This window comes from Cupriavidus sp. 96C5-1 (genome assembly GCF_057798855.1).
In genome coordinates, this window is record NZ_JBYOJU010000007.1 from 63413 (window position 1) to 79949 (window position 16537).

The 16537-nt window shown below is 67.4% G+C and carries 16 protein-coding genes; 6 read left to right on the forward strand and 10 right to left on the reverse strand.

The features are described from left to right. Window positions 1-27: 27 nt before the first annotated feature. The 3 genes from AC3FOF_RS11090 to AC3FOF_RS11100 all read right to left on the reverse strand — a co-directional run bounded on the left by AC3FOF_RS11090 (window position 28) and on the right by AC3FOF_RS11100 (window position 2875). Window positions 28-1392: a replication-associated recombination protein A gene (locus AC3FOF_RS11090; protein ID WP_488726612.1), complete on the reverse strand. Its 1365-nt coding sequence runs from the start codon at window positions 1390-1392 to the stop codon at window positions 28-30. A gap of 127 nt (window positions 1393-1519) precedes the next feature. Continuing rightward, window positions 1520-1675: a hypothetical protein gene (locus AC3FOF_RS11095; protein WP_488726613.1), complete on the reverse strand. Its 156-nt coding sequence runs from the start codon at window positions 1673-1675 to the stop codon at window positions 1520-1522. Window positions 1676-1813: 138 nt separating this feature from the next. After that, window positions 1814-2875 carry an ABC transporter ATP-binding protein gene (locus AC3FOF_RS11100; protein WP_488726614.1) on the reverse strand — a complete coding sequence of 354 codons (1062 nt, stop codon included), beginning with the start codon at window positions 2873-2875 and terminating at the stop codon, window positions 1814-1816. Between the two features lie 212 nt (window positions 2876-3087). On the opposite strand from AC3FOF_RS11100, the gene AC3FOF_RS11105 reads away from it, so the two are divergent. Together AC3FOF_RS11105 and AC3FOF_RS11110 are read left to right on the forward strand one after the other, a co-directional pair. Further along, the gene (locus AC3FOF_RS11105) at window positions 3088-4740 is read left to right on the forward strand and encodes an ABC transporter permease (protein WP_488726615.1); all 1653 of its coding nucleotides are present in this window, start codon (window positions 3088-3090) and stop codon (window positions 4738-4740) included. Window positions 4741-4972: 232 nt separating this feature from the next. Further along, complete coding sequence (locus AC3FOF_RS11110) at window positions 4973-5626, forward strand: hypothetical protein (protein WP_017228488.1); 654 nt, start codon at window positions 4973-4975, stop codon at window positions 5624-5626. Between the two features lie 99 nt (window positions 5627-5725). Here AC3FOF_RS11110 and AC3FOF_RS11115 read toward each other — a convergent pair whose 3' ends face one another. The 4 genes from AC3FOF_RS11115 to AC3FOF_RS11130 all read right to left on the reverse strand — a co-directional run bounded on the left by AC3FOF_RS11115 (window position 5726) and on the right by AC3FOF_RS11130 (window position 10542). Beyond that, on the reverse strand, window positions 5726-6760 hold the full coding sequence (locus AC3FOF_RS11115; protein ID WP_017228487.1) for a Fe(3+) ABC transporter substrate-binding protein: 1035 nt from the start codon (window positions 6758-6760) through the stop codon (window positions 5726-5728). Between the two features lie 249 nt (window positions 6761-7009). Further along, on the reverse strand, window positions 7010-7435 hold the full coding sequence (locus AC3FOF_RS11120; protein WP_488726616.1) for a hypothetical protein: 426 nt from the start codon (window positions 7433-7435) through the stop codon (window positions 7010-7012). Window positions 7436-7443: 8 nt separating this feature from the next. After that, window positions 7444-8082, reverse strand: a complete 639-nt coding sequence (gene lolA / locus AC3FOF_RS11125; protein ID WP_017228485.1) for an outer membrane lipoprotein chaperone LolA — start codon at window positions 8080-8082, stop codon at window positions 7444-7446. Between the two features lie 132 nt (window positions 8083-8214). Next, window positions 8215-10542 (reverse strand): DNA translocase FtsK, encoded by a 2328-nt coding sequence (locus tag AC3FOF_RS11130; protein WP_035813868.1) that lies wholly within the window; start codon window positions 10540-10542, stop codon window positions 8215-8217. A 168-nt stretch (window positions 10543-10710) separates the two neighbouring features. On the opposite strand from AC3FOF_RS11130, the gene trxB reads away from it, so the two are divergent. From trxB to AC3FOF_RS11145, 3 genes are all read left to right on the forward strand, one after another. Beyond that, the gene (gene trxB, locus AC3FOF_RS11135) at window positions 10711-11658 is read left to right on the forward strand and encodes a thioredoxin-disulfide reductase (protein ID WP_017228483.1); all 948 of its coding nucleotides are present in this window, start codon (window positions 10711-10713) and stop codon (window positions 11656-11658) included. A 206-nt stretch (window positions 11659-11864) separates the two neighbouring features. Continuing rightward, window positions 11865-12539, forward strand: a complete 675-nt coding sequence (locus AC3FOF_RS11140; RefSeq protein WP_017228482.1) for a Smr/MutS family protein — start codon at window positions 11865-11867, stop codon at window positions 12537-12539. A 12-nt stretch (window positions 12540-12551) separates the two neighbouring features. Next, window positions 12552-13193: a trimeric intracellular cation channel family protein gene (locus AC3FOF_RS11145; protein WP_017228481.1), complete on the forward strand. Its 642-nt coding sequence runs from the start codon at window positions 12552-12554 to the stop codon at window positions 13191-13193. A 67-nt stretch (window positions 13194-13260) separates the two neighbouring features. On the opposite strand, the gene glnK is transcribed toward AC3FOF_RS11145, so the two are convergent. Continuing rightward, on the reverse strand, window positions 13261-13599 hold the full coding sequence (gene glnK / locus AC3FOF_RS11150) for a P-II family nitrogen regulator (protein WP_006162803.1): 339 nt from the start codon (window positions 13597-13599) through the stop codon (window positions 13261-13263). A 280-nt stretch (window positions 13600-13879) separates the two neighbouring features. On the opposite strand from glnK, the gene AC3FOF_RS11155 reads away from it, so the two are divergent. Then, a complete protein-coding gene (locus AC3FOF_RS11155; protein WP_488726617.1) occupies window positions 13880-15058 on the forward strand; it encodes a GNAT family N-acetyltransferase in 1179 nt (392 codons plus the stop codon). Between the two features lie 15 nt (window positions 15059-15073). On the opposite strand, the gene AC3FOF_RS11160 is transcribed toward AC3FOF_RS11155, so the two are convergent. Together AC3FOF_RS11160 and ppa are read right to left on the reverse strand one after the other, a co-directional pair. Continuing rightward, on the reverse strand, window positions 15074-15628 hold the full coding sequence (locus tag AC3FOF_RS11160; RefSeq protein ID WP_017228480.1) for a cytochrome b: 555 nt from the start codon (window positions 15626-15628) through the stop codon (window positions 15074-15076). A 214-nt stretch (window positions 15629-15842) separates the two neighbouring features. Beyond that, a complete protein-coding gene (gene ppa / locus AC3FOF_RS11165; protein WP_017228479.1) occupies window positions 15843-16370 on the reverse strand; it encodes an inorganic diphosphatase in 528 nt (175 codons plus the stop codon). Window positions 16371-16537: the final 167 nt, after the last annotated feature.

The window sequence follows — 16537 nt, forward strand, 5'->3', positions numbered from 1 at the left end:
GCCCGCGGCCGGCGCAGCCGGGGTGCGCTACTTCGCGCCGTCGTCCCCGCCGCCGCCCTTCCCCGCGCCCTTGCCGCCCTGCTGGCGATGCCATTGCGCATCGAGATCCCGCAGGTGGCGCAGTTTGTCGCCGATCTTGCCTTCCAGCCCGCGTGGTGTGGGCTGGTACCAGCCCTGGCGCTTGAGGTCGTCGGGGAAGTAATGCTCGCCGGCGGCATAGGCCTCGGGCTCGTCGTGCGCGTAGCGGTAGGCGTGGCCGTAGCCCAGTTCCTTCATCAGCCTGGTCGGGGCATTGCGCAGGTGCACCGGCACGCCGCGCGACTTGTCTTTCGCCACGAAGGCGCGCGCGGCGTTGTAGGCGTTGTAGCCCGCATTGGACTTGGGCGCCACCGCCAGGTAGATCAGGGCCTGCGCCAGCGCGAGTTCGCCCTCGGGCGAGCCCAGCCGCTCGTAGGTCTCGGCGGCATCGAGCGTGATGCGGGCGGCACGCGGGTCGGCCAGGCCGATGTCTTCCCAGGCCATGCGCACGATGCGGCGCGCCAGGTAGCGCGGATCGGCGCCGCCGTCGAGCATGCGGCAGAACCAGTACAGCGTGGCGTCGGGGTCGGAGCCGCGCACCGATTTATGCAGCGCGCTGATCTGGTCGTAGAAAGCGTCGCCCCCCTTGTCGAAGCGGCGCAGGTTCTCCGACAGCGCGCTGCCGAGCAGCGCGGTATCGATGGCGGCGGCACCGGCGTTGCGCGCGGCGCGCGCCACGATCTCGATATTGTTGAGCAGCTTGCGGCCATCGCCGTCGGCCGAGGCCACGGTCAGCTGCAGCGCCTCGTCTTCCCATTGCAGGCCGCCCAGCTCCTCGCTGGCACGCCGCGCCAGCTGGGTCAGCTCGGCGTCGTCCAGGCTCTTGAGCACGTACACCGCGGCGCGCGACAGCAAGGCGCCGTTGACCTCGAAGGACGGGTTCTCGGTGGTGGCGCCGATAAAGGTGAACAGGCCGCTTTCCACGTGCGGCAGGAAGGCATCCTGCTGGCTCTTGTTGAAGCGATGCACCTCGTCCACGAAGACCAGCGTGCGGCGGCCATGGGCGCGGTATTGCTCGGCGCGCTCCACCGCTTCGCGGATGTCCTTGACGCCCGACAGCACCGCCGACAGCGCGATGAACTCGGCGTCGAAGGCGTTCGCCATCAGCCGCGCCAGCGTGGTCTTGCCCACGCCCGGCGGGCCCCACAGGATCATGGAGTGCGGCTCGCCGGACGCGAACGCCACCCGCAGCGGCTTGCCGGCGCCAAGCAGGTGTTGCTGGCCGATCACCTCGTCGATATTGCGCGGACGCAGGCGCTCGGCCAGGGGTTGTTGGGAACGATCAGGAGGTTCGGAAAACAGCGTGTCCGCCACGGTAATCAGGCCTTTATGTCGGGGCAGGCGCGCACGGAGCGATCCGCTGCGCCTCGGAACCCGACAGTGTAGACCATCGCGCGGGCCGGGCCGGGCCGGGCCGGGCGGGCGGGCCCGCGCTGCCGCCCTACTGCGCGGCGCGCTCGTTGCGCATGAAGGCGTCCAGCACGCCGGCACGCTCGCCGCCCGCACGGTTGCGCCATGCCGTCACCGCTCCCGCGGGCGCGGCGCCGCAGGCAGGGAGGGCGAGCGGCAGGCCGCTGCGCAACAGCTGGGGCCGCATTTCAGGGAAGCAAACAGAGCGGCTGTGCTTGGGGGTCTTGCAATAATGAAGGCATGTGAAACCGTGGCGATACGGCCTTGGTCCTCCGAAACAGGCCGGTAGGAAAAAGGCAATCAGGCTGCCAGCGCCGGCGTGCGCTCAGCCGCGCCCGAACGCCACCACATCGTCGACTTCGACGCGAATGCCGATGTGCTCGCCGACGGCGTGATCATGGTGCGAGGGCACCAGCGACAGCACGCGCCCGCCGCCGGCCAGGCGCAGCGTGTACAGGATCTCGGCGCCCCGGAAGGCCTTGTTGAGTATCTCTGCCCGCAGCGGGCTCGCATCGTCATGGACGATATCGTCGGGACGGATCAGCACGTCGACGTCGACGGTGGCGGGCGGCATGCCCAGCGCTTCGCGGCTGTGCAGCGTGCCGAGTTCCAGTGCGACCGCGTGCGGGCTTTCGAGGCGGCCCGGCATCAGCACACCCTGGCCGATGAAATCCGCGACGACGCGCGTGGCCGGGCGGTGATAGAGATTGTGGGCGCTATCCCACTGCTCGATCGCCCCGGCGTGCATCACGCCGATTTCATCGGCCATGGCAAAGGCCTCGTACTGATCATGCGTGACCAGGATGGCGGTGGTGCCTTGCGCCTTGAGGATGGCGCGGACTTCCAGGCTCAAGCGCTCGCGCAGGTCGACGTCGAGATTCGAGAACGGTTCGTCGAGCAGCAGCAGCTCCGGACGCGGCGCCAGGGCGCGTGCCAGCGCCACCCGCTGTTGCTGGCCGCCGGACAGTTCATGCGGGAACTTGCCACCGCTGCCAGCCAGGCCCACCAGCGCCAGCATTTCCCCGACCCGCGCGGCGCGCTCGCCACGGCGCGCGGCATGCAGCCCGAAGCCGACGTTGTCGGCCACGCTGAGGTGCGGGAACAGGGCGTAGTCCTGGAACACCATGCCGATGCGCCGATGCTCGGGCGCCACGGCGAAGCCCGGCGACGACATCACCGCCCCGTCCAGCAGGATACGGCCTTCGCGCAGCGGCTCGAAGCCGGCGATGGCGCGCAGCACGGTGGTCTTGCCGCAGCCGCTGGGGCCGAGCAGGCAGGCGATGCTGCCGCGCGCCAGGGTGAAGGACAGGCCGTTGACGACGGACTGGCTGCCAAAGCCATGATGGATGCGATCGACCTCGATCAGCGTATCGGATCGCGTTTGCATGGACGGACTGGAATGGGGATAGCCTCGCATGGCCAGCATTATAGGGAGAGCCGGCCCGTGCGTGTCGCGCGCCGCCGCCGGCCCGCTGCCACCCGTTGCTAGAATGCTGTGCATGCCTGCCGGCGCACGCGGACCAACGCACGCGGCCGGCTAACGTGCTGCGGCGCTCCGGCGCTCCAGCACCCTCACCCAGACGTTCCAGCCACCACCGCATGAGCCTGCTTCGCCCAAGCCGTACCCGCAGTTTGCCCCCGCTGGCCCTGGTCGCCGGCCTCGCCGCGCTGTTGATCGCGCTGCCGATTGCGCAAGTGGCCGGCAGCCTGCTCGCGCCCAGCGGCGACACCTGGCGCCACCTTGCCGATACGGTGCTGGCGGAGTACGTCGGCAATACGCTCTGGCTGCTCGCGGGCGTATGTGCCGGCGTGCTGGTGCTTGGCGTGCCCACCGCCTGGCTGGTCAGCACCTACCGCTTTGCCGGACGTGCCTGGCTGGAATGGGCGCTGGTGCTGCCGCTGGCGATGCCGGCCTACGTGATCGCCTACGCCTATACGGACGCGCTGCAGTTCGCCGGCCCGGTGCAAAGCTGGCTGCGCGAGGTGACCGGCTGGCGCGCCCGCGAGTACTGGTTCCCCGATATCCGCTCGCTGGGCGGCGCCATCGTGCTGTTCACGCTGGTGCTGTATCCCTATGTCTACCTGACCGCGCGCGCGGCCTTCCTGCAGCAGACCCTGAACACGCTGGAGGCGGCGCGCCTGCTGGGCCATGGCACCTGGGGCAGCGTCTGGCGCGTGATGCTGCCGCTGGCGCGCCCCGGCATCGTGGCCGGCACGGCGCTGGCGCTGATGGAGACGCTGGCCGATTTCGGCACCGTGGCCTACTTCGGCATCCCGACCTTCTCCACCGGCATCTACCGCGCCTGGTTCTCGCTGGGCGACAAGAACGCCGCGGCCCAGTTGTCGGCCTGCATGCTGGTGTTCGTGATCGGCATCCTGCTGGCGGAGCGTGCCAGCCGGGGACGCGCGCGCGTGCATGGCGGCCAGCGCCGCGCCCCGGCCTACCGCCTGCACGGCTGGCGGGCCGCGCTGGCGCTGCTGGCGTGCGCGCTGCCCGTGCTGCTGGGTTTTGCCGTCCCGGCGCTGATGCTGTGCAAGATGGCGCTGTCCGAGGGCGACGCGCAGTTTGGCCCGCGCTTCATCGGGCTGGTGCGCAACAGCTTCCTGCTGGCCAGCGTCACCGCGCTGGTGGCCGTGCTGGCAGCGCTGGTGATCGGCTACGCCGGGCGCGGCATGGCGGCAGGCCGGGGCTGGCTGCTGCGCGCGCTGACGCGGGTATGCGGGATGGGCTATGCGCTGCCCGGCTCGGTGGTCGCGGTGGGGGTGCTGGTGCCGGTGGCGCGGCTGGACAATGTCCTGTCGTCCTGGCTGCAACAGCACATGGGATTGTCGGTCGGGCTGCTGCTGACCGGCGGCGTCGCCGCGCTGGTCTATGCCTACCTGGTGCGCTTTCTCGGCGTAGCGCTGCAAACCGTCAACGCCGGCCTGGGCAAGATCACGCCAGGCATGGACGCCGCAGCGCGCAGCCTGGGCCACGGCCCCGCCGCCACGCTGCGGCGCGTGCATCTGCCCATGCTGCGCGGCAGCCTGCTGACTGCTGCGCTGATCGTCTTCGTCGACGTCATGAAGGAATTGCCCGCCACCTTCGTGATGCGGCCGTTCAACTTCGATACGCTGGCCGTGCAGGCCTACAACCTGGCCTCGGACGAGCGCCTGGCCGAAGCTGCCACGGCGTCGCTGGTGATCGTCGCCGTGGGGCTGCTGCCGGTCATCCTGCTGTCGCGTTCGATCCGGCGGGATGCGCGGCGGTAGCGCGCAAGACCGCGCGGCGGCATTTTTTAGCCCTAAAGTTTTCCCGCCGGCTGCCGATATATCCCTAGCCCGAAGCTGCGCCCCCGCACGCACGCCCCGATGCGCGCGTGCCAGACCGGCCCGCCCCCCGCCGCGGGCCCGCTTCGCGCCGCATCTTGACTGTGCCGGACGCAACCTCGCCCGGCATTCGTTCGCAGCGTCTCCAGGGAGTGTTATGCAGCTTCGTTATCGAATGCTCGTATTCAAGCTGAACCGGATGAGCCGGCAGGACCGGATCAGCGCGGTGGAAGAAATCGCCCTTGCGGGCCAATTGGCGGAACAGCTGGAAAAACCCGGCATGGTCGAGCGCCTGGTGGCGGATCTTTTCGACCACGAGAATGCCCATGTCAGGCGCATCGCACTCAACGCGGTGCGGCGCGCGCACGGCTATCGCCAGACCGACCTGACGCAGGCCCTGCTGCGCAAGCTGCTGGATCCGGATCCATGGCTGCGGCACGACGCCGCCTGGATCCTGCACGAAGCGGACCTGGACAGCCCGCAGATCCGCGCCATGCTGCGCCAGTTGGCCGGCCCGGTGATGCTGCCCTATGACCAGGCGCGCGCCCGCGCCAATCCGTCCGATGCCCTGCTGCAGGCCCAGGTGCGCGCACGGCAGACGCTCGATGTGCTGCTGGCCCGCCAGACCGCCAAGGGCGTCGTCGCCAAGCTGCCCTATGCCAGCGGCACAGTGGGCCACACGCACATGCGCCGGCGCGAAACACTCAAGCTGATGTTCGAGCGCCACAAGGAGCGGGGCGCAAAGATGCGTTTCAAGCTCCTCGAAGCCGGGGGGAACAAGGCTTCTCCGATGGCCGGCGCCAAGCCAGGGAGCGCGCCCAAGCCATAGCGGCGGCGAGCGCCGCCATGCTGGAAAAAAGCCATCGGCTCCGCTTGCCGTGGCGCCTCGGCAAGCGCGATCAATGGCATTCCGCGGACCGGACCGCGCTTACTTGTAGCCAGCCTTGTCCGCCAGCTTTTGCGCCTGCGGCTGGTACTTGCCCAACTCCGCGATATTGATCTTGTCCGCCTTGAAGCTGCCCATGGCTTCCAGCGCCGGATTGCTGATCTTCACGCTTTCCACCACCGGCCACTCGTTGTTGCCGTCGGCAAAATAGCGCTGCGCGTCATCACTCGCCAGGTATTCCAGGAACTTGCGGGCCGACTCCTTGTTGGGCGCGTGCTTGAGCATGCCGCCGCCGGAGATGTTCATGTGCACGCCCTGGCTGGCCTGGTTGGGCCACAGGATGCCGAGCTTGTCCGCCAACGCCTTGTCCTCGGGCTTGGCCGACTTGAAGATGCGGGCAATGTAGTACGTATTGGCGACCGCGATGTCGCACTCGCCAGCAGCCACCGCCTTGAGCTGGTCGGTATCGCCGCCCTTGGGCGCGCGCGCCAGGTTGGCCACCACGCCGCGCGCCCATTGCTCGGTCTTGGCCTCGCCATCGTGGGCGATCAGGCTGGACATCAGCGACAGGTTGTAGACGTGCCCGCTGGAGCGGATGCACAGCTTGCCTTTCCACTTCGGATCGGCGAGGTCTTCATAGCCCTTGATATCGCCGGGCTTGACCGCCGCCTTGTTGTAGGCGATCACGCGCGCCCGCGCCGAGAAGCCGAACCACTCGCCGTTGGGATCGCGGTAGTTGGCGGGAATGCGCGAGTCCAGCACGCCCGACTTGAGCGGCGCGAACACGCCCGCCTGCTGGGCCCGCCACAGGCGGCCGATGTCGACGGTGATGAACACGTCGGCCGGGCTGTTGGCGCCCTCGCTCCTGATCCGCTCCAGCAGCGGGTCCTCCTGGCCTTCGATGCGGTTGATCCTGATGCCGGTCTGCTTCGTGAAATTGGCGTAGAGCGCTTCGTCGGTCTGGTAATGGCGCGCGGTGTAAAGGTTCAGCACCTTTTCCTGGGCAGCCGCGGCGAGCGGCAGCGCCAGCACGGCAAGCGCGGCGGCACGCGGCAGCAGGTGACGGAATACGGTCATGACTCTCCCCCCTCAAGGATTTTTCTGATCAGCCCCGAAGACGCCATCGCGGCATCTCGGCAGCACAAGAAGGGAACAATAATCATTCCCGTTTCGGAGGTCAAGTTACAACACTGTTATTTTTCGTGCCGCCACACGGGAATCGCAAAAACGATTAAAACAGCACACCGGGATAACGGGGACATGAATGCGGCGCGGGCGCCGCCGGGCCACGTGCGCTCGCCCCCCCCCCCGGCCATCGCATTGCGATCAATCGCCGGCGGCGCGGTCCGCCAGGGTCTTCATGGCATCGGCCGGCAGCGGACCATGGCAGGTCCGCTCTCCACCGGCTTTGCCGAGCACCAGCCACACCTTGCCGGGGGAGCCGGCCGGATGCAGCAGCCAGGCGGGCCCGCGGCCGCTGCCGGCCGGCGGCAAGTCTTGCAGCACACCGCTGCCGACCGATTGCAGCAGCACGGCGCAATCGTTGGCGGGAGCCTTGGTGGCGGCCAGGAAATCCGGATTGGCAAGCACCTCCGGCAAGGCCGTATCGGAGGCGCGCAGGAAGGCATCCACGTCGAAATGCCGGCTGGCGCCGGTCTGGCCCGCACAGGCGGCGAGCAGCACGGCCGCGGCAAGGACAACAGAAGCGCGGCCGGCGCGCCGGGCCCTCTGGCGTATGGGAGCGAGGTGCATGGGCGGCCTCATTGCTTCATCACATCGGCGCCCTTGGGCACCGTGAAACGGAAGGTGTCGGCGGGAAGCGCGGGATTCTTCTGCATCGCGGTGAAGGTCAGCAGGGTGGTATTGCCAAACGCGTCGCGCAGTTCCATCGCCTCCAGGTTACCGCCCTTGAAGCCGATGCCGATGCGCTCGAACTGGGTGTCCTTCGCCTTGGGGGTCAGCTCGAGCCACTCCACGCCATCGCGCACGGGGCCGTTCTTGACCACGAAATTCTTCTCGAGGTCATTGCTGCCGAACAGGATCGCGGCCGGGCTGGAGCCCAGCGCGCCGTCGAGCTTGCGCTCGGTCACCTGGTTCAGGTCCTTGTCATAGATGTACAGCGTCTGCCCGTCGGCCTGCAGCAGCTGGTCGTAAGGCTTGATGTAGCGCCAGGTGAACTTGCCCGGGCGCGAGAAGGCGAAGGTGCCGCTGGAGGTGCCAGCCACCTTGAGGCTATCGCCCTGTCCCTTGACCTGGCGCTGGGTGAACTCGCCCCGGGCGCTCTTGACGCTGGCCACGAAGGACTGGAGCTGGTCGGTGGCGGCTGCCATGGCCGCGGGTGCCGCCAGCGACAGCATGGCCACCGCGGCACATGCCGACACGATAATGCGGTTTCGCATGGGTTTTTCCTTGCTGGGTGGAGGGGCGCAGCCGCCAGGGCGGCTGCGCTGCCTGTCCGGTTAGAGCGGCGGGCGGGTGCAGGATTCCGCAACCATGTGCTTCGCGCGTAACAGCATGTTACGCGCCGCCGCTCATTCTTCCTCGCGGGTGGGGCCGGCCGGGCTCAGGATGTCGCGGTTGCCGTTGCCGGACATGGCGGATACCAGCCCCGCCTTTTCCATATCCTCGAGCAGCCGCGCGGCGCGGTTGTAGCCGATGCGCAGGTGTCGCTGCACCAGGGAAATCGATGCGCGGCGGTTCTTCAGGACCACCTCGACGGCCTGGTCGTAGAGTGGATCGGCCTCGCCGCCACCGCCACCGATGCCGGCGCCACCGCCCATGCCGTCGCTGCCCATGTCGCCCTCGGCCACGCCGCCTTCGAGGATGCCCTCGATATAGTTGGTCTCGCCGCCTTCCTTGAGTTTCTCGACCACGCGGTGCACTTCGTCATCGGAGACGAAGGCACCGTGGACGCGGATCGGCAGGCCGGTGCCAGGCGCCAGGTAGAGCATGTCGCCCATGCCCAGCAGCGCCTCCGCGCCCTGCTGGTCGAGGATGGTGCGCGAATCGATCTTGCTGCTGACCTGGAAGGCGATGCGGGTCGGCACATTGGCCTTGATCAGGCCGGTAATGACGTCGACCGACGGCCGCTGCGTGGCCAGCACCAGGTGGATGCCGGCGGCGCGCGCCTTCTGCGCGATGCGCGCGATCAGCTCTTCCACCTTCTTGCCCACCACCATCATCAGGTCGGCCAGCTCGTCGATGACGATCACGATCATCGGCACCTTCTCGAGCGGCTCGGGCGCGTCCGGGGTCAGGCTGAAGGGGTTGGGTATCTTCTCCTCGCGCGCGGCGGCTTCGTCGATCTTCTTGTTGTAGCCGGCCAGGTTGCGCACACCCAGCTTGCTCATCAGCTTGTAGCGCCGCTCCATCTCGCCGACCGCCCAGTTCAGGGCGTTGCCGGCCTGGCGCATATCGGTCACCACCGGGCACAGCAGGTGCGGGATGCCTTCGTAGACGCTCATCTCGAGCATCTTGGGATCGATCAGGATCAGCCGCACCTGTTCGGCCTTGGCCTTGTACAGCAGCGACAGGATCATGGCGTTGATGCCCACCGACTTGCCGGAACCGGTGGTGCCGGCCACCATGCAGTGCGGCATCTTGGCGAGATCCGCCACCATCGGCTTGCCGGCGATGTCCTTGCCCAGCGCCATGGTGAGGCTGGACGCGCTCTCGTTGTAGACCTGCGAGCCGAGGATTTCCGACAGCCGCACCGTCTGGCGCTTGGGATTGGGCAGTTCCAGCCCCATGTAGACCTTGCCCGGAATGGTTTCCACCACGCGGATGGAGACCAGCGACAGGGACCGCGCCAGGTCGCGCGCCAGGTTGACCACCTGGCTGCCCTTGACGCCGGTGGCCGGCTCGATTTCGTAGCGGGTGATGACCGGGCCCGGATAGGCCGCCACCACCTTGACCTCGACACCGAAGTCCTTGAGTTTCTTCTCGATCAGGCGCGAGGTGAATTCCAGGGTTTCCGCGCTGACGGTTTCCTGGTGCGCCGGAATCGGGTCCAGCAGCGCCAGCGGCGGCAGGTCGGAATCCTGGATATCGGCGAACAGCGGCTGCTGCTTCTCGCGCTCCACCCGCTCGTGCTTGGGCACGGCCTGGGGCCGCACGATCTGCACCGGCGCCGCCTCCTCGATCTTGACCCGCTGCACTTCCACGGTTTCGGTGCGCACCACCTTGGCCGCCTCGCCGATGATGCGGTCCTGCTTGCTCTCGCGGCGCGCCTTGAAACCGAGGAAGAGGTTCTCGACGAAACCGCCCACGTGCTCGGCCACCGACAGCCAGGAAAAGTGGAAGAACAGCGACAGGCCGATCGCCAGGGTCAGCAGCAGCAGCAAGGTGGCGCCGGTGAAACCCAGCGCCATCTGCATCCACCCGCCCAGCAGGTCGCCCAGCACGCCGCCGGGAGCGCGCGGCAGCGCCGAGCGCAGCGGATACATGCGAATGGCTTCCAGGCCCATGCTGGCAGTCAGCGACAGGCCGAAGCCGATCCAGCTCACCACCAGCCCCTGGCGCGCCTCGCTGGTACGTTCGGGCAGTTCGGCGGTCAGTGCGCGCCAGCCGCGCCAGCAGCGCCGCACCAGCAGCACCGCCCACCAGTAGGCGGAAAAGCCGAAGATGAAGAACAGCACGTCGGCCAGCCAGGCGCCGACGCGGCCGCCCAGGTTGTGGATGTCGGCCACCTGGTTGGCGTGCGACCAGCCGGGGTCCGCCTTGCTGTAGCTGGCCAGGATGCAGAGGAAGGCCAGTGTGACAGCCAGCAACAGGAACCAGCGCACCTCGCCCAGCAGCTTGCCGATGCGGGAGGGCAAGGCGGAAGGATCGGTACGTGTTGTGGTAGAAGCTCGGGCCATGCCTGGTCGGGGTCGCGGTCTGGGGTTGTAGTGCCGGTCATTTTAACCTTGGGCGGGGCTATCGCTCCCATTGGAATTTGCAACAGTGAGCAAACGCCGGTCCACTTATAATGCTGGTTTCGATTCACGCTAGTGCGCATCAAGGCGCACCAGCCACAGGAAAGCATCATGGCCAAACACGCAAAAGTGCTGATTCTCGGTTCCGGCCCCGCCGGCTATACCGCCGCCGTCTACGCGGCCCGCGCCAACCTCCAGCCGGTGCTGATCACCGGCCTGGCCCAGGGTGGCCAGCTGATGACCACCACCGACGTGGAGAACTGGCCAGCCGATGCCAACGGCGTGCAGGGCCCTGAGCTGATGCAGCGTTTCCTGGAGCATGCCGAGCGCTTCAACACCGAAATCATCTTCGATCACATCCATACCGCCAAGCTGACCGAGCGCCCGATCCGCCTGGTCGGCGATGCCGGCGAGTACACCTGCGACTCGCTGATCATCGCCACCGGCGCCTCGGCCCAGTACCTCGGCCTGCCGTCGGAAGAACTGTTCATGGGCCGCGGCGTGTCGGCCTGCGCCACCTGCGACGGTTTCTTCTACAAGAACCAGGAAGTGGCGGTGGTCGGCGGCGGCAATACCGCGGTGGAAGAAGCACTCTACCTGTCGCATATCGCCAGCAAGGTCACCCTGATCCACCGCCGCGACAAGTTCCGCGCCGAGCCGATCCTGGTCGACCGCCTGCTCCAGCGCGTGAAGGAAGGGCGCATCGAAATCCGCTACAACACCGTGCTGGATGAGGTGGTGGGCGACGATTCGGGCGTGACCGGCATCAAGGTGCGCGATGCCCAGGGCGACAAGGCCGAAGAAATCAAGCTGGCGGGCGTGTTCATCGCCATCGGCCACAAGCCCAATACCGACCTGTTCGCCGGCCAGCTCGACATGCACAACGGTTATATCGTGACCAAGACCGGCCTGGCCGGCGATGCCACCGCCACCAGCATTCCGGGCGTGTTCGCCGCCGGCGACGTGCAGGACCACATCTACCGCCAGGCCATCACCAGCGCCGGCACCGGCTGCATGGCGGCACTGGATGCGCAGCGCTTTGTGGAGGCGCTGCAGTAAGGCAATGGCGCGGCAAGGGTCGGGCCACGCCCTTCCCGCACGCGGCCCGATGCCGGTGATGCTGCGCAACAGCATCACCGGCGCTGGCAGGGCACCGCCCCGGTGCCTGGCATGATGCCACGCAAACTATCCGGGCCGCGCCCGCGGTACCCCTCCCCTGCGCCCCACCCTATAATCACGCCGAGCACCCCAGAGACGAGACCCTCATGACGCACGGCGCCAAAAAGCCCGCCAGCCCGCCCAAGCGCTTCGGCCTGACCGACCTGTCCGGCCTGCGCGACTCCCTCAAGGCCGATACCGAGCGGCGCGAAGCCGAACGCCGCGAGGCCGAAGCCGCCGCGCAACGCGCGCGCGAGGAAGCCGACGTCTTCCGCAGCAGCGTGGGCAACGTCAACACGCTGCGCGACCGCAACCGCGTCGCCCCCCCGCCCAGGCATCCCGCGCCCGTACCGGTGCAAACCCAGCTCGACGACAAGGCAGTGCTGGCGGCGTCGCTTTCCGACGAATTCGACGTCGAGAACCTGCTGGACACCGATGAGACGTTGTCGTTCCGCCGTCCCGGCATCGGCATGGACGTGGTCAAGAAGCTGCGCCGCGGCGAATGGGTGCCGCAGGACAAGATCGACCTGCACGGCCTGCGCAGCGAAGAAGCACGCGAGGCGCTGGCCGAGTTCGTACGGCGTTCGGTCAAGCGCGGCGTGCGCTGCGTGCGCGTGATCCACGGCAAGGGCAACGGCTCCCCGGACAAGACACCGGTGCTCAAGGGCAAGGTGCGCAGCTGGCTGGTACAGAAGGAGGAAGTGCTGGCCTTCGTGCAGGCGCGTGGCGCCGAGGGCGGCGCCGGGGCGCTGATGGTATTGCTGCGCCAGCCGCACGCCTGAACGCGCGCAACCATGCATTTGCCGCTCGATCTCCTGATGGGGCGGTTGCCCCTGATCCTGCACGTCATGGAAATCACGGGCGTGCTCGCCTTCGCCATCTCCGGCGTGGTCGATGCGCGCAAGCAGCGTTTCGATGCCGTGGGGACCTTCGTGGTGGCGTTTGCCACGGCCTTCGGCGGCGGCACGGTGCGCGATGTGCTGCTGGATCGCCGGCCCTTCTACTGGGTCGACCACGAGGGCTACGTGATCCTGATCTTCGCGATGTCGCTGGGGGCCTCGTTCGTGCTCCGCGTGGTCAGCCGGGTGGCGTCGGAGCGCGTCATGATCGGAGCCGATGCGATCGGCCTCGGCCTGTTCTCGGTCACCGGGACCTCGCTCGCGCTGGTGGCGCAGATGACGCCGACCGTGGCGGTCATGATGGGCATCATCTCGTCGGTGTTCGGCGGCGTGGTGCGCGACGTGCTGTGCAACGAGGTACCGATGATCCTGCGCGACCGCTCGCCTTATGCGACCTGCGCCTTCGTCGGCTGCTGGGTCTATGTTGGCCTGACCTGGCTGCAGGCCGAGCAGGAACTGGCCCTGCTCGCGGGCGCCGTCACCATCGTGGCGACGCGCCTGCTATCGGTGCGCTTCGACTGGAAGCTGCCCAGCTGAGCCAGGCAGGCGGCCACGGGCAATCCTGGCACCCCGTGCGCGGCAGCGCCGGGGTTGCCCGCCGGCGTCAGACTGCGGCTTCGTCCTGTTCGCCGGTACGGATGCGGATCACGCGCTCGATCTCGGTGACGAAGATCTTGCCGTCGCCGATCTTGCCGGTGTGCGCGGCCTTGACGATGGCGTCGAGCACGGTATCGAGCTGGTTCTCGGCCACGACGACCTCGATCTTGATCTTGGGCAGGAAATCGACCACATACTCGGCACCGCGATACAGCTCGGTATGCCCCTTCTGGCGGCCAAAGCCCTTCACCTCGGTCACCGTCAGCCCGGTCACGCCCACGTCAGCCAGCGCCTCGCGTACTTCGTCCAGCTTGAACGGTTTGATGATGGCGGTAATCTGCTTCATGTTGGCCCCTTGTATAGTCGTTGGTTAGTGAAGGATTTTAGCCTGCCCGTCCGCCCGCCGGGTTGGCTGCCGCGCCACGGCCGGCGGGCCGCGCAAAGGGCCCTGGTGACGCGGTGCAGCACCCGTCCGTTTCCGGTAGACTCGGCCGGTGGACAAACGATGAGTCAATCTAAGTCAATCTAGCTTGATGCAACCTGAATCTTGCAAGCCGGGACCGGAACACCCTGCCGCAACCACCCCGGCGGCGGCTTCGGCAAAAGGCGAACAGGAACCCTGGCGGATGGAGAATTATCGCACGCAGATCGTTTTCGATCTGGCCGAGTTGCCGGCGCCCGACTGGGATGCGCTGGTGGCTGCCCAGCCGGGCGCCACGCCGTTCCTGCGGCACGCCTTCCTGCATGCCCTGCACGCCAGCGGCAGCGCCTGCGACGAAACCGGCTGGAGCCCGCGCTACCTGACGCTGTGGGCGGCGCGCGACGCCGGTGCCGCAGGCCAGGGCGAGCGCCTGGCGGCGGCCATGCCACTGTATGCGAAATCGCACTCCTATGGGGAATACGTCTTCGACTGGGCGTGGGCCGACGCCTATGCCCAGCACCATCTGCCCTATTACCCGAAGCTGCTGTCCGCGATTCCCTTCACGCCGGTCCAGGGCGCGCGGCTGCTGGCTGAGAACGAGCACGCACGCCGCCACCTGCTGCAATGCGCGCTGGCCCTGGCGGAGCAGAGCCAGTTGTCCTCGCTGCATGTGCTCTTTCCCGATCAGGGCGAAGCCGCGCAGATGGAAGACGCCGGCATGCTGATACGCCGTGGCGTGCAGTTCCACTGGACCAATCCCGGCTATGACAGCTTCGAGGCCTTCCTCGCCACGCTGTCGCAAAAGAAACGCAAGAACATCCGGGCGGAGCGGCGCCGCGTGGCGGAGGCCGGCATCGGCTTGCGCCAGCTCCGCGGCGCGGAGATCGGCGAGGCAGACTGGCGCTTCTTCCACCGCTGCTATCGCCAGACCTACCGCGAACACCATTCCACGCCCTACCTGAATCTGGACTTCTTCCAGCGCATCGGCGCCGCCATGCCCGAGAACCTGCTGCTGGTCGTGGCCGAGCGGGCCGGCCAGCCGATCGCGGCCTCGCTGGTGGTCTATGATGCCGATCCGGCGCGCAGCACCCTGTTCGGGCGCTACTGGGGCGCGCTCGAGCACCACCCCTGCCTGCATTTCGAGACGGCCTATTACCAGCCGCTGGAATTCTGCATCGCCCAGGGCATCCGCACCTTCGAGGGCGGCGCCCAGGGCGAGCACAAGATGGCCCGTGGATTCCTGCCGGTGGCGACGCGCTCGGCCCACTGGCTGGCGCATCCCGCCTTCGCCGACGCCGTCGAGCGCTTCCTGGAGCGCGAGCGCCAGGGCATCGATGCCTACCTGGACGAACTCAACGACCGCACGCCGTTCGCCCGCGGCTAGGACCGGCCGGGCGCATCAGCGCCACATGCGCCGCAGCGTGTTGTCGCCCAGCATGTAGTGGTGGAACAGCGCGGCGACGGCATGCAGGCCGATCACCGTGTAAAAGGCCGTGCCCAGCGTGCCGTGGATGTCCTCGAGGGTTTCCTTCAGGTCCCGGCTGGCCGCCACCAGCGACGGCAGCTCGACGCCGAGCCCCGGCACCGTCACAAGGTGGCCGCCCGCGTTGAGGGCCAGCAGGCCCAGCACGGGCTGCACGAAGATGAACAGATAAAGCAAAAGATGCATGGCACTGCCGAGCCATTGCATCCAGCCCGGGCCGGGTTCTGGCGCCGGGGCGCCACGTACCAGGCGCCACAACAGCCGCGGCACCGCCAGCACCAGCACCAGCGCGCCGGCCCACGTGTGCACCGACATCGACAAGGTCCGCTCGGCGCTGCCCTTGGGAAGGAATCCCTTGAGTTCGATCGCGGCATACGCGATGGCGATCAGCAGCACTACCGCCCAGTGGAAAAACACCGCCGGACCGGCATAGCGAACCAGGGTGGATGGCTTGGAGGAAGTCGCGAACATGGGGAATTGGCAGTCATCCTGCCGAGTTGTTCTGTGCCGCAAGCTTAACCCAGCGGATTCACGGTGTCTTTGGCCTCCATCATATTCCGCGCAACAAAAAACCCCGCCTGGGCGGGGTTGGTTCAGCTTCGGTTCAGCAAGGCGCGGGAAACAGCCGTGGCTGACCTTCAGCTCGCCACCCGGGGGTGGCGAGCGGCGCTGTACGGGCTGACGCTTACTTCTTGTAGTTCGCCACGCCGTCGGTGATTTCCTTATGCGCTTCCTCGATGCCGGCCCAGCCTTCGACCTTGACCCACTTGCCTGCCTCGAGTGCCTTGTAGTTCTCAAAGAAGTGCTTGATCTGGTCCAGCAGGTTCTGCGGCACGTCGGACAGGCCCTTCATGAAGGCGGTGGCCGGCGACAGCTTGTCCAGCGGTACGGCGACCAGCTTGGCATCCACGCCCGACTCGTCGGTCATCTTCAGCATGCCCAGCGCGCGGCAGCGTACGACGGCGCCGGCCAGGATCGGGAACGGCGACAGCACCAGCACGTCGACCGGGTCGCCGTCACCGGACAGGGTCTGGGGAATGAAGCCGTAGTTGGCGGGATAACGCATGCCGGTGCCGATGAAGCGGTCGACGAAGAGCAGGCCGGTCTCCTTGTCGGCTTCGTACTTCACCGGATCACTCTGGGCGGAGATTTCGATGATGACGTTGAAATCGTTCGGAATGTCCTTGCCGGGGGAGACGAGGTTGAAGCTCATGCTTGTTCTCCAGATGCCTGTGTTTGTGGATGGCGGGCATTATAGCGGTTCGAAGCTGACCCGGGCCTGACGTTCGCGTGCCTTGCAGGTCTCGCGCGGTGAGTGATAATGGCGAATTGTCCGACAGACGCATCGACAGGCGCACTGCCCGCCACAACCGTGGCAGT

Coding starts and splice junctions, on each gene's coding strand:
- AC3FOF_RS11145 (WP_017228481.1), top strand. CDS start 12,552: ATGCATTTGCCGCTCGATCTCCTGATGGGGCGGTTGCCCCTGATCCTG.
- AC3FOF_RS11100 (WP_488726614.1), bottom strand. CDS start 2,875: ATGCAAACGCGATCCGATACGCTGATCGAGGTCGATCGCATCCATCAT.
- AC3FOF_RS11155 (WP_488726617.1), top strand. CDS start 13,880: ATGGAGAATTATCGCACGCAGATCGTTTTCGATCTGGCCGAGTTGCCG.
- lolA (WP_017228485.1), bottom strand. CDS start 8,082: ATGCGAAACCGCATTATCGTGTCGGCATGTGCCGCGGTGGCCATGCTG.
- AC3FOF_RS11160 (WP_017228480.1), bottom strand. CDS start 15,628: ATGTTCGCGACTTCCTCCAAGCCATCCACCCTGGTTCGCTATGCCGGT.
- AC3FOF_RS11105 (WP_488726615.1), top strand. CDS start 3,088: ATGAGCCTGCTTCGCCCAAGCCGTACCCGCAGTTTGCCCCCGCTGGCC.
- glnK (WP_006162803.1), bottom strand. CDS start 13,599: ATGAAGCAGATTACCGCCATCATCAAACCGTTCAAGCTGGACGAAGTA.
- AC3FOF_RS11110 (WP_017228488.1), top strand. CDS start 4,973: ATGCTCGTATTCAAGCTGAACCGGATGAGCCGGCAGGACCGGATCAGC.
- trxB (WP_017228483.1), top strand. CDS start 10,711: ATGGCCAAACACGCAAAAGTGCTGATTCTCGGTTCCGGCCCCGCCGGC.
- AC3FOF_RS11140 (WP_017228482.1), top strand. CDS start 11,865: ATGACGCACGGCGCCAAAAAGCCCGCCAGCCCGCCCAAGCGCTTCGGC.
- AC3FOF_RS11130 (WP_035813868.1), bottom strand. CDS start 10,542: ATGGCCCGAGCTTCTACCACAACACGTACCGATCCTTCCGCCTTGCCC.
- AC3FOF_RS11115 (WP_017228487.1), bottom strand. CDS start 6,760: ATGACCGTATTCCGTCACCTGCTGCCGCGTGCCGCCGCGCTTGCCGTG.
- AC3FOF_RS11120 (WP_488726616.1), bottom strand. CDS start 7,435: ATGCACCTCGCTCCCATACGCCAGAGGGCCCGGCGCGCCGGCCGCGCT.
- AC3FOF_RS11095 (WP_488726613.1), bottom strand. CDS start 1,675: ATGCGGCCCCAGCTGTTGCGCAGCGGCCTGCCGCTCGCCCTCCCTGCC.
- ppa (WP_017228479.1), bottom strand. CDS start 16,370: ATGAGCTTCAACCTCGTCTCCCCCGGCAAGGACATTCCGAACGATTTC.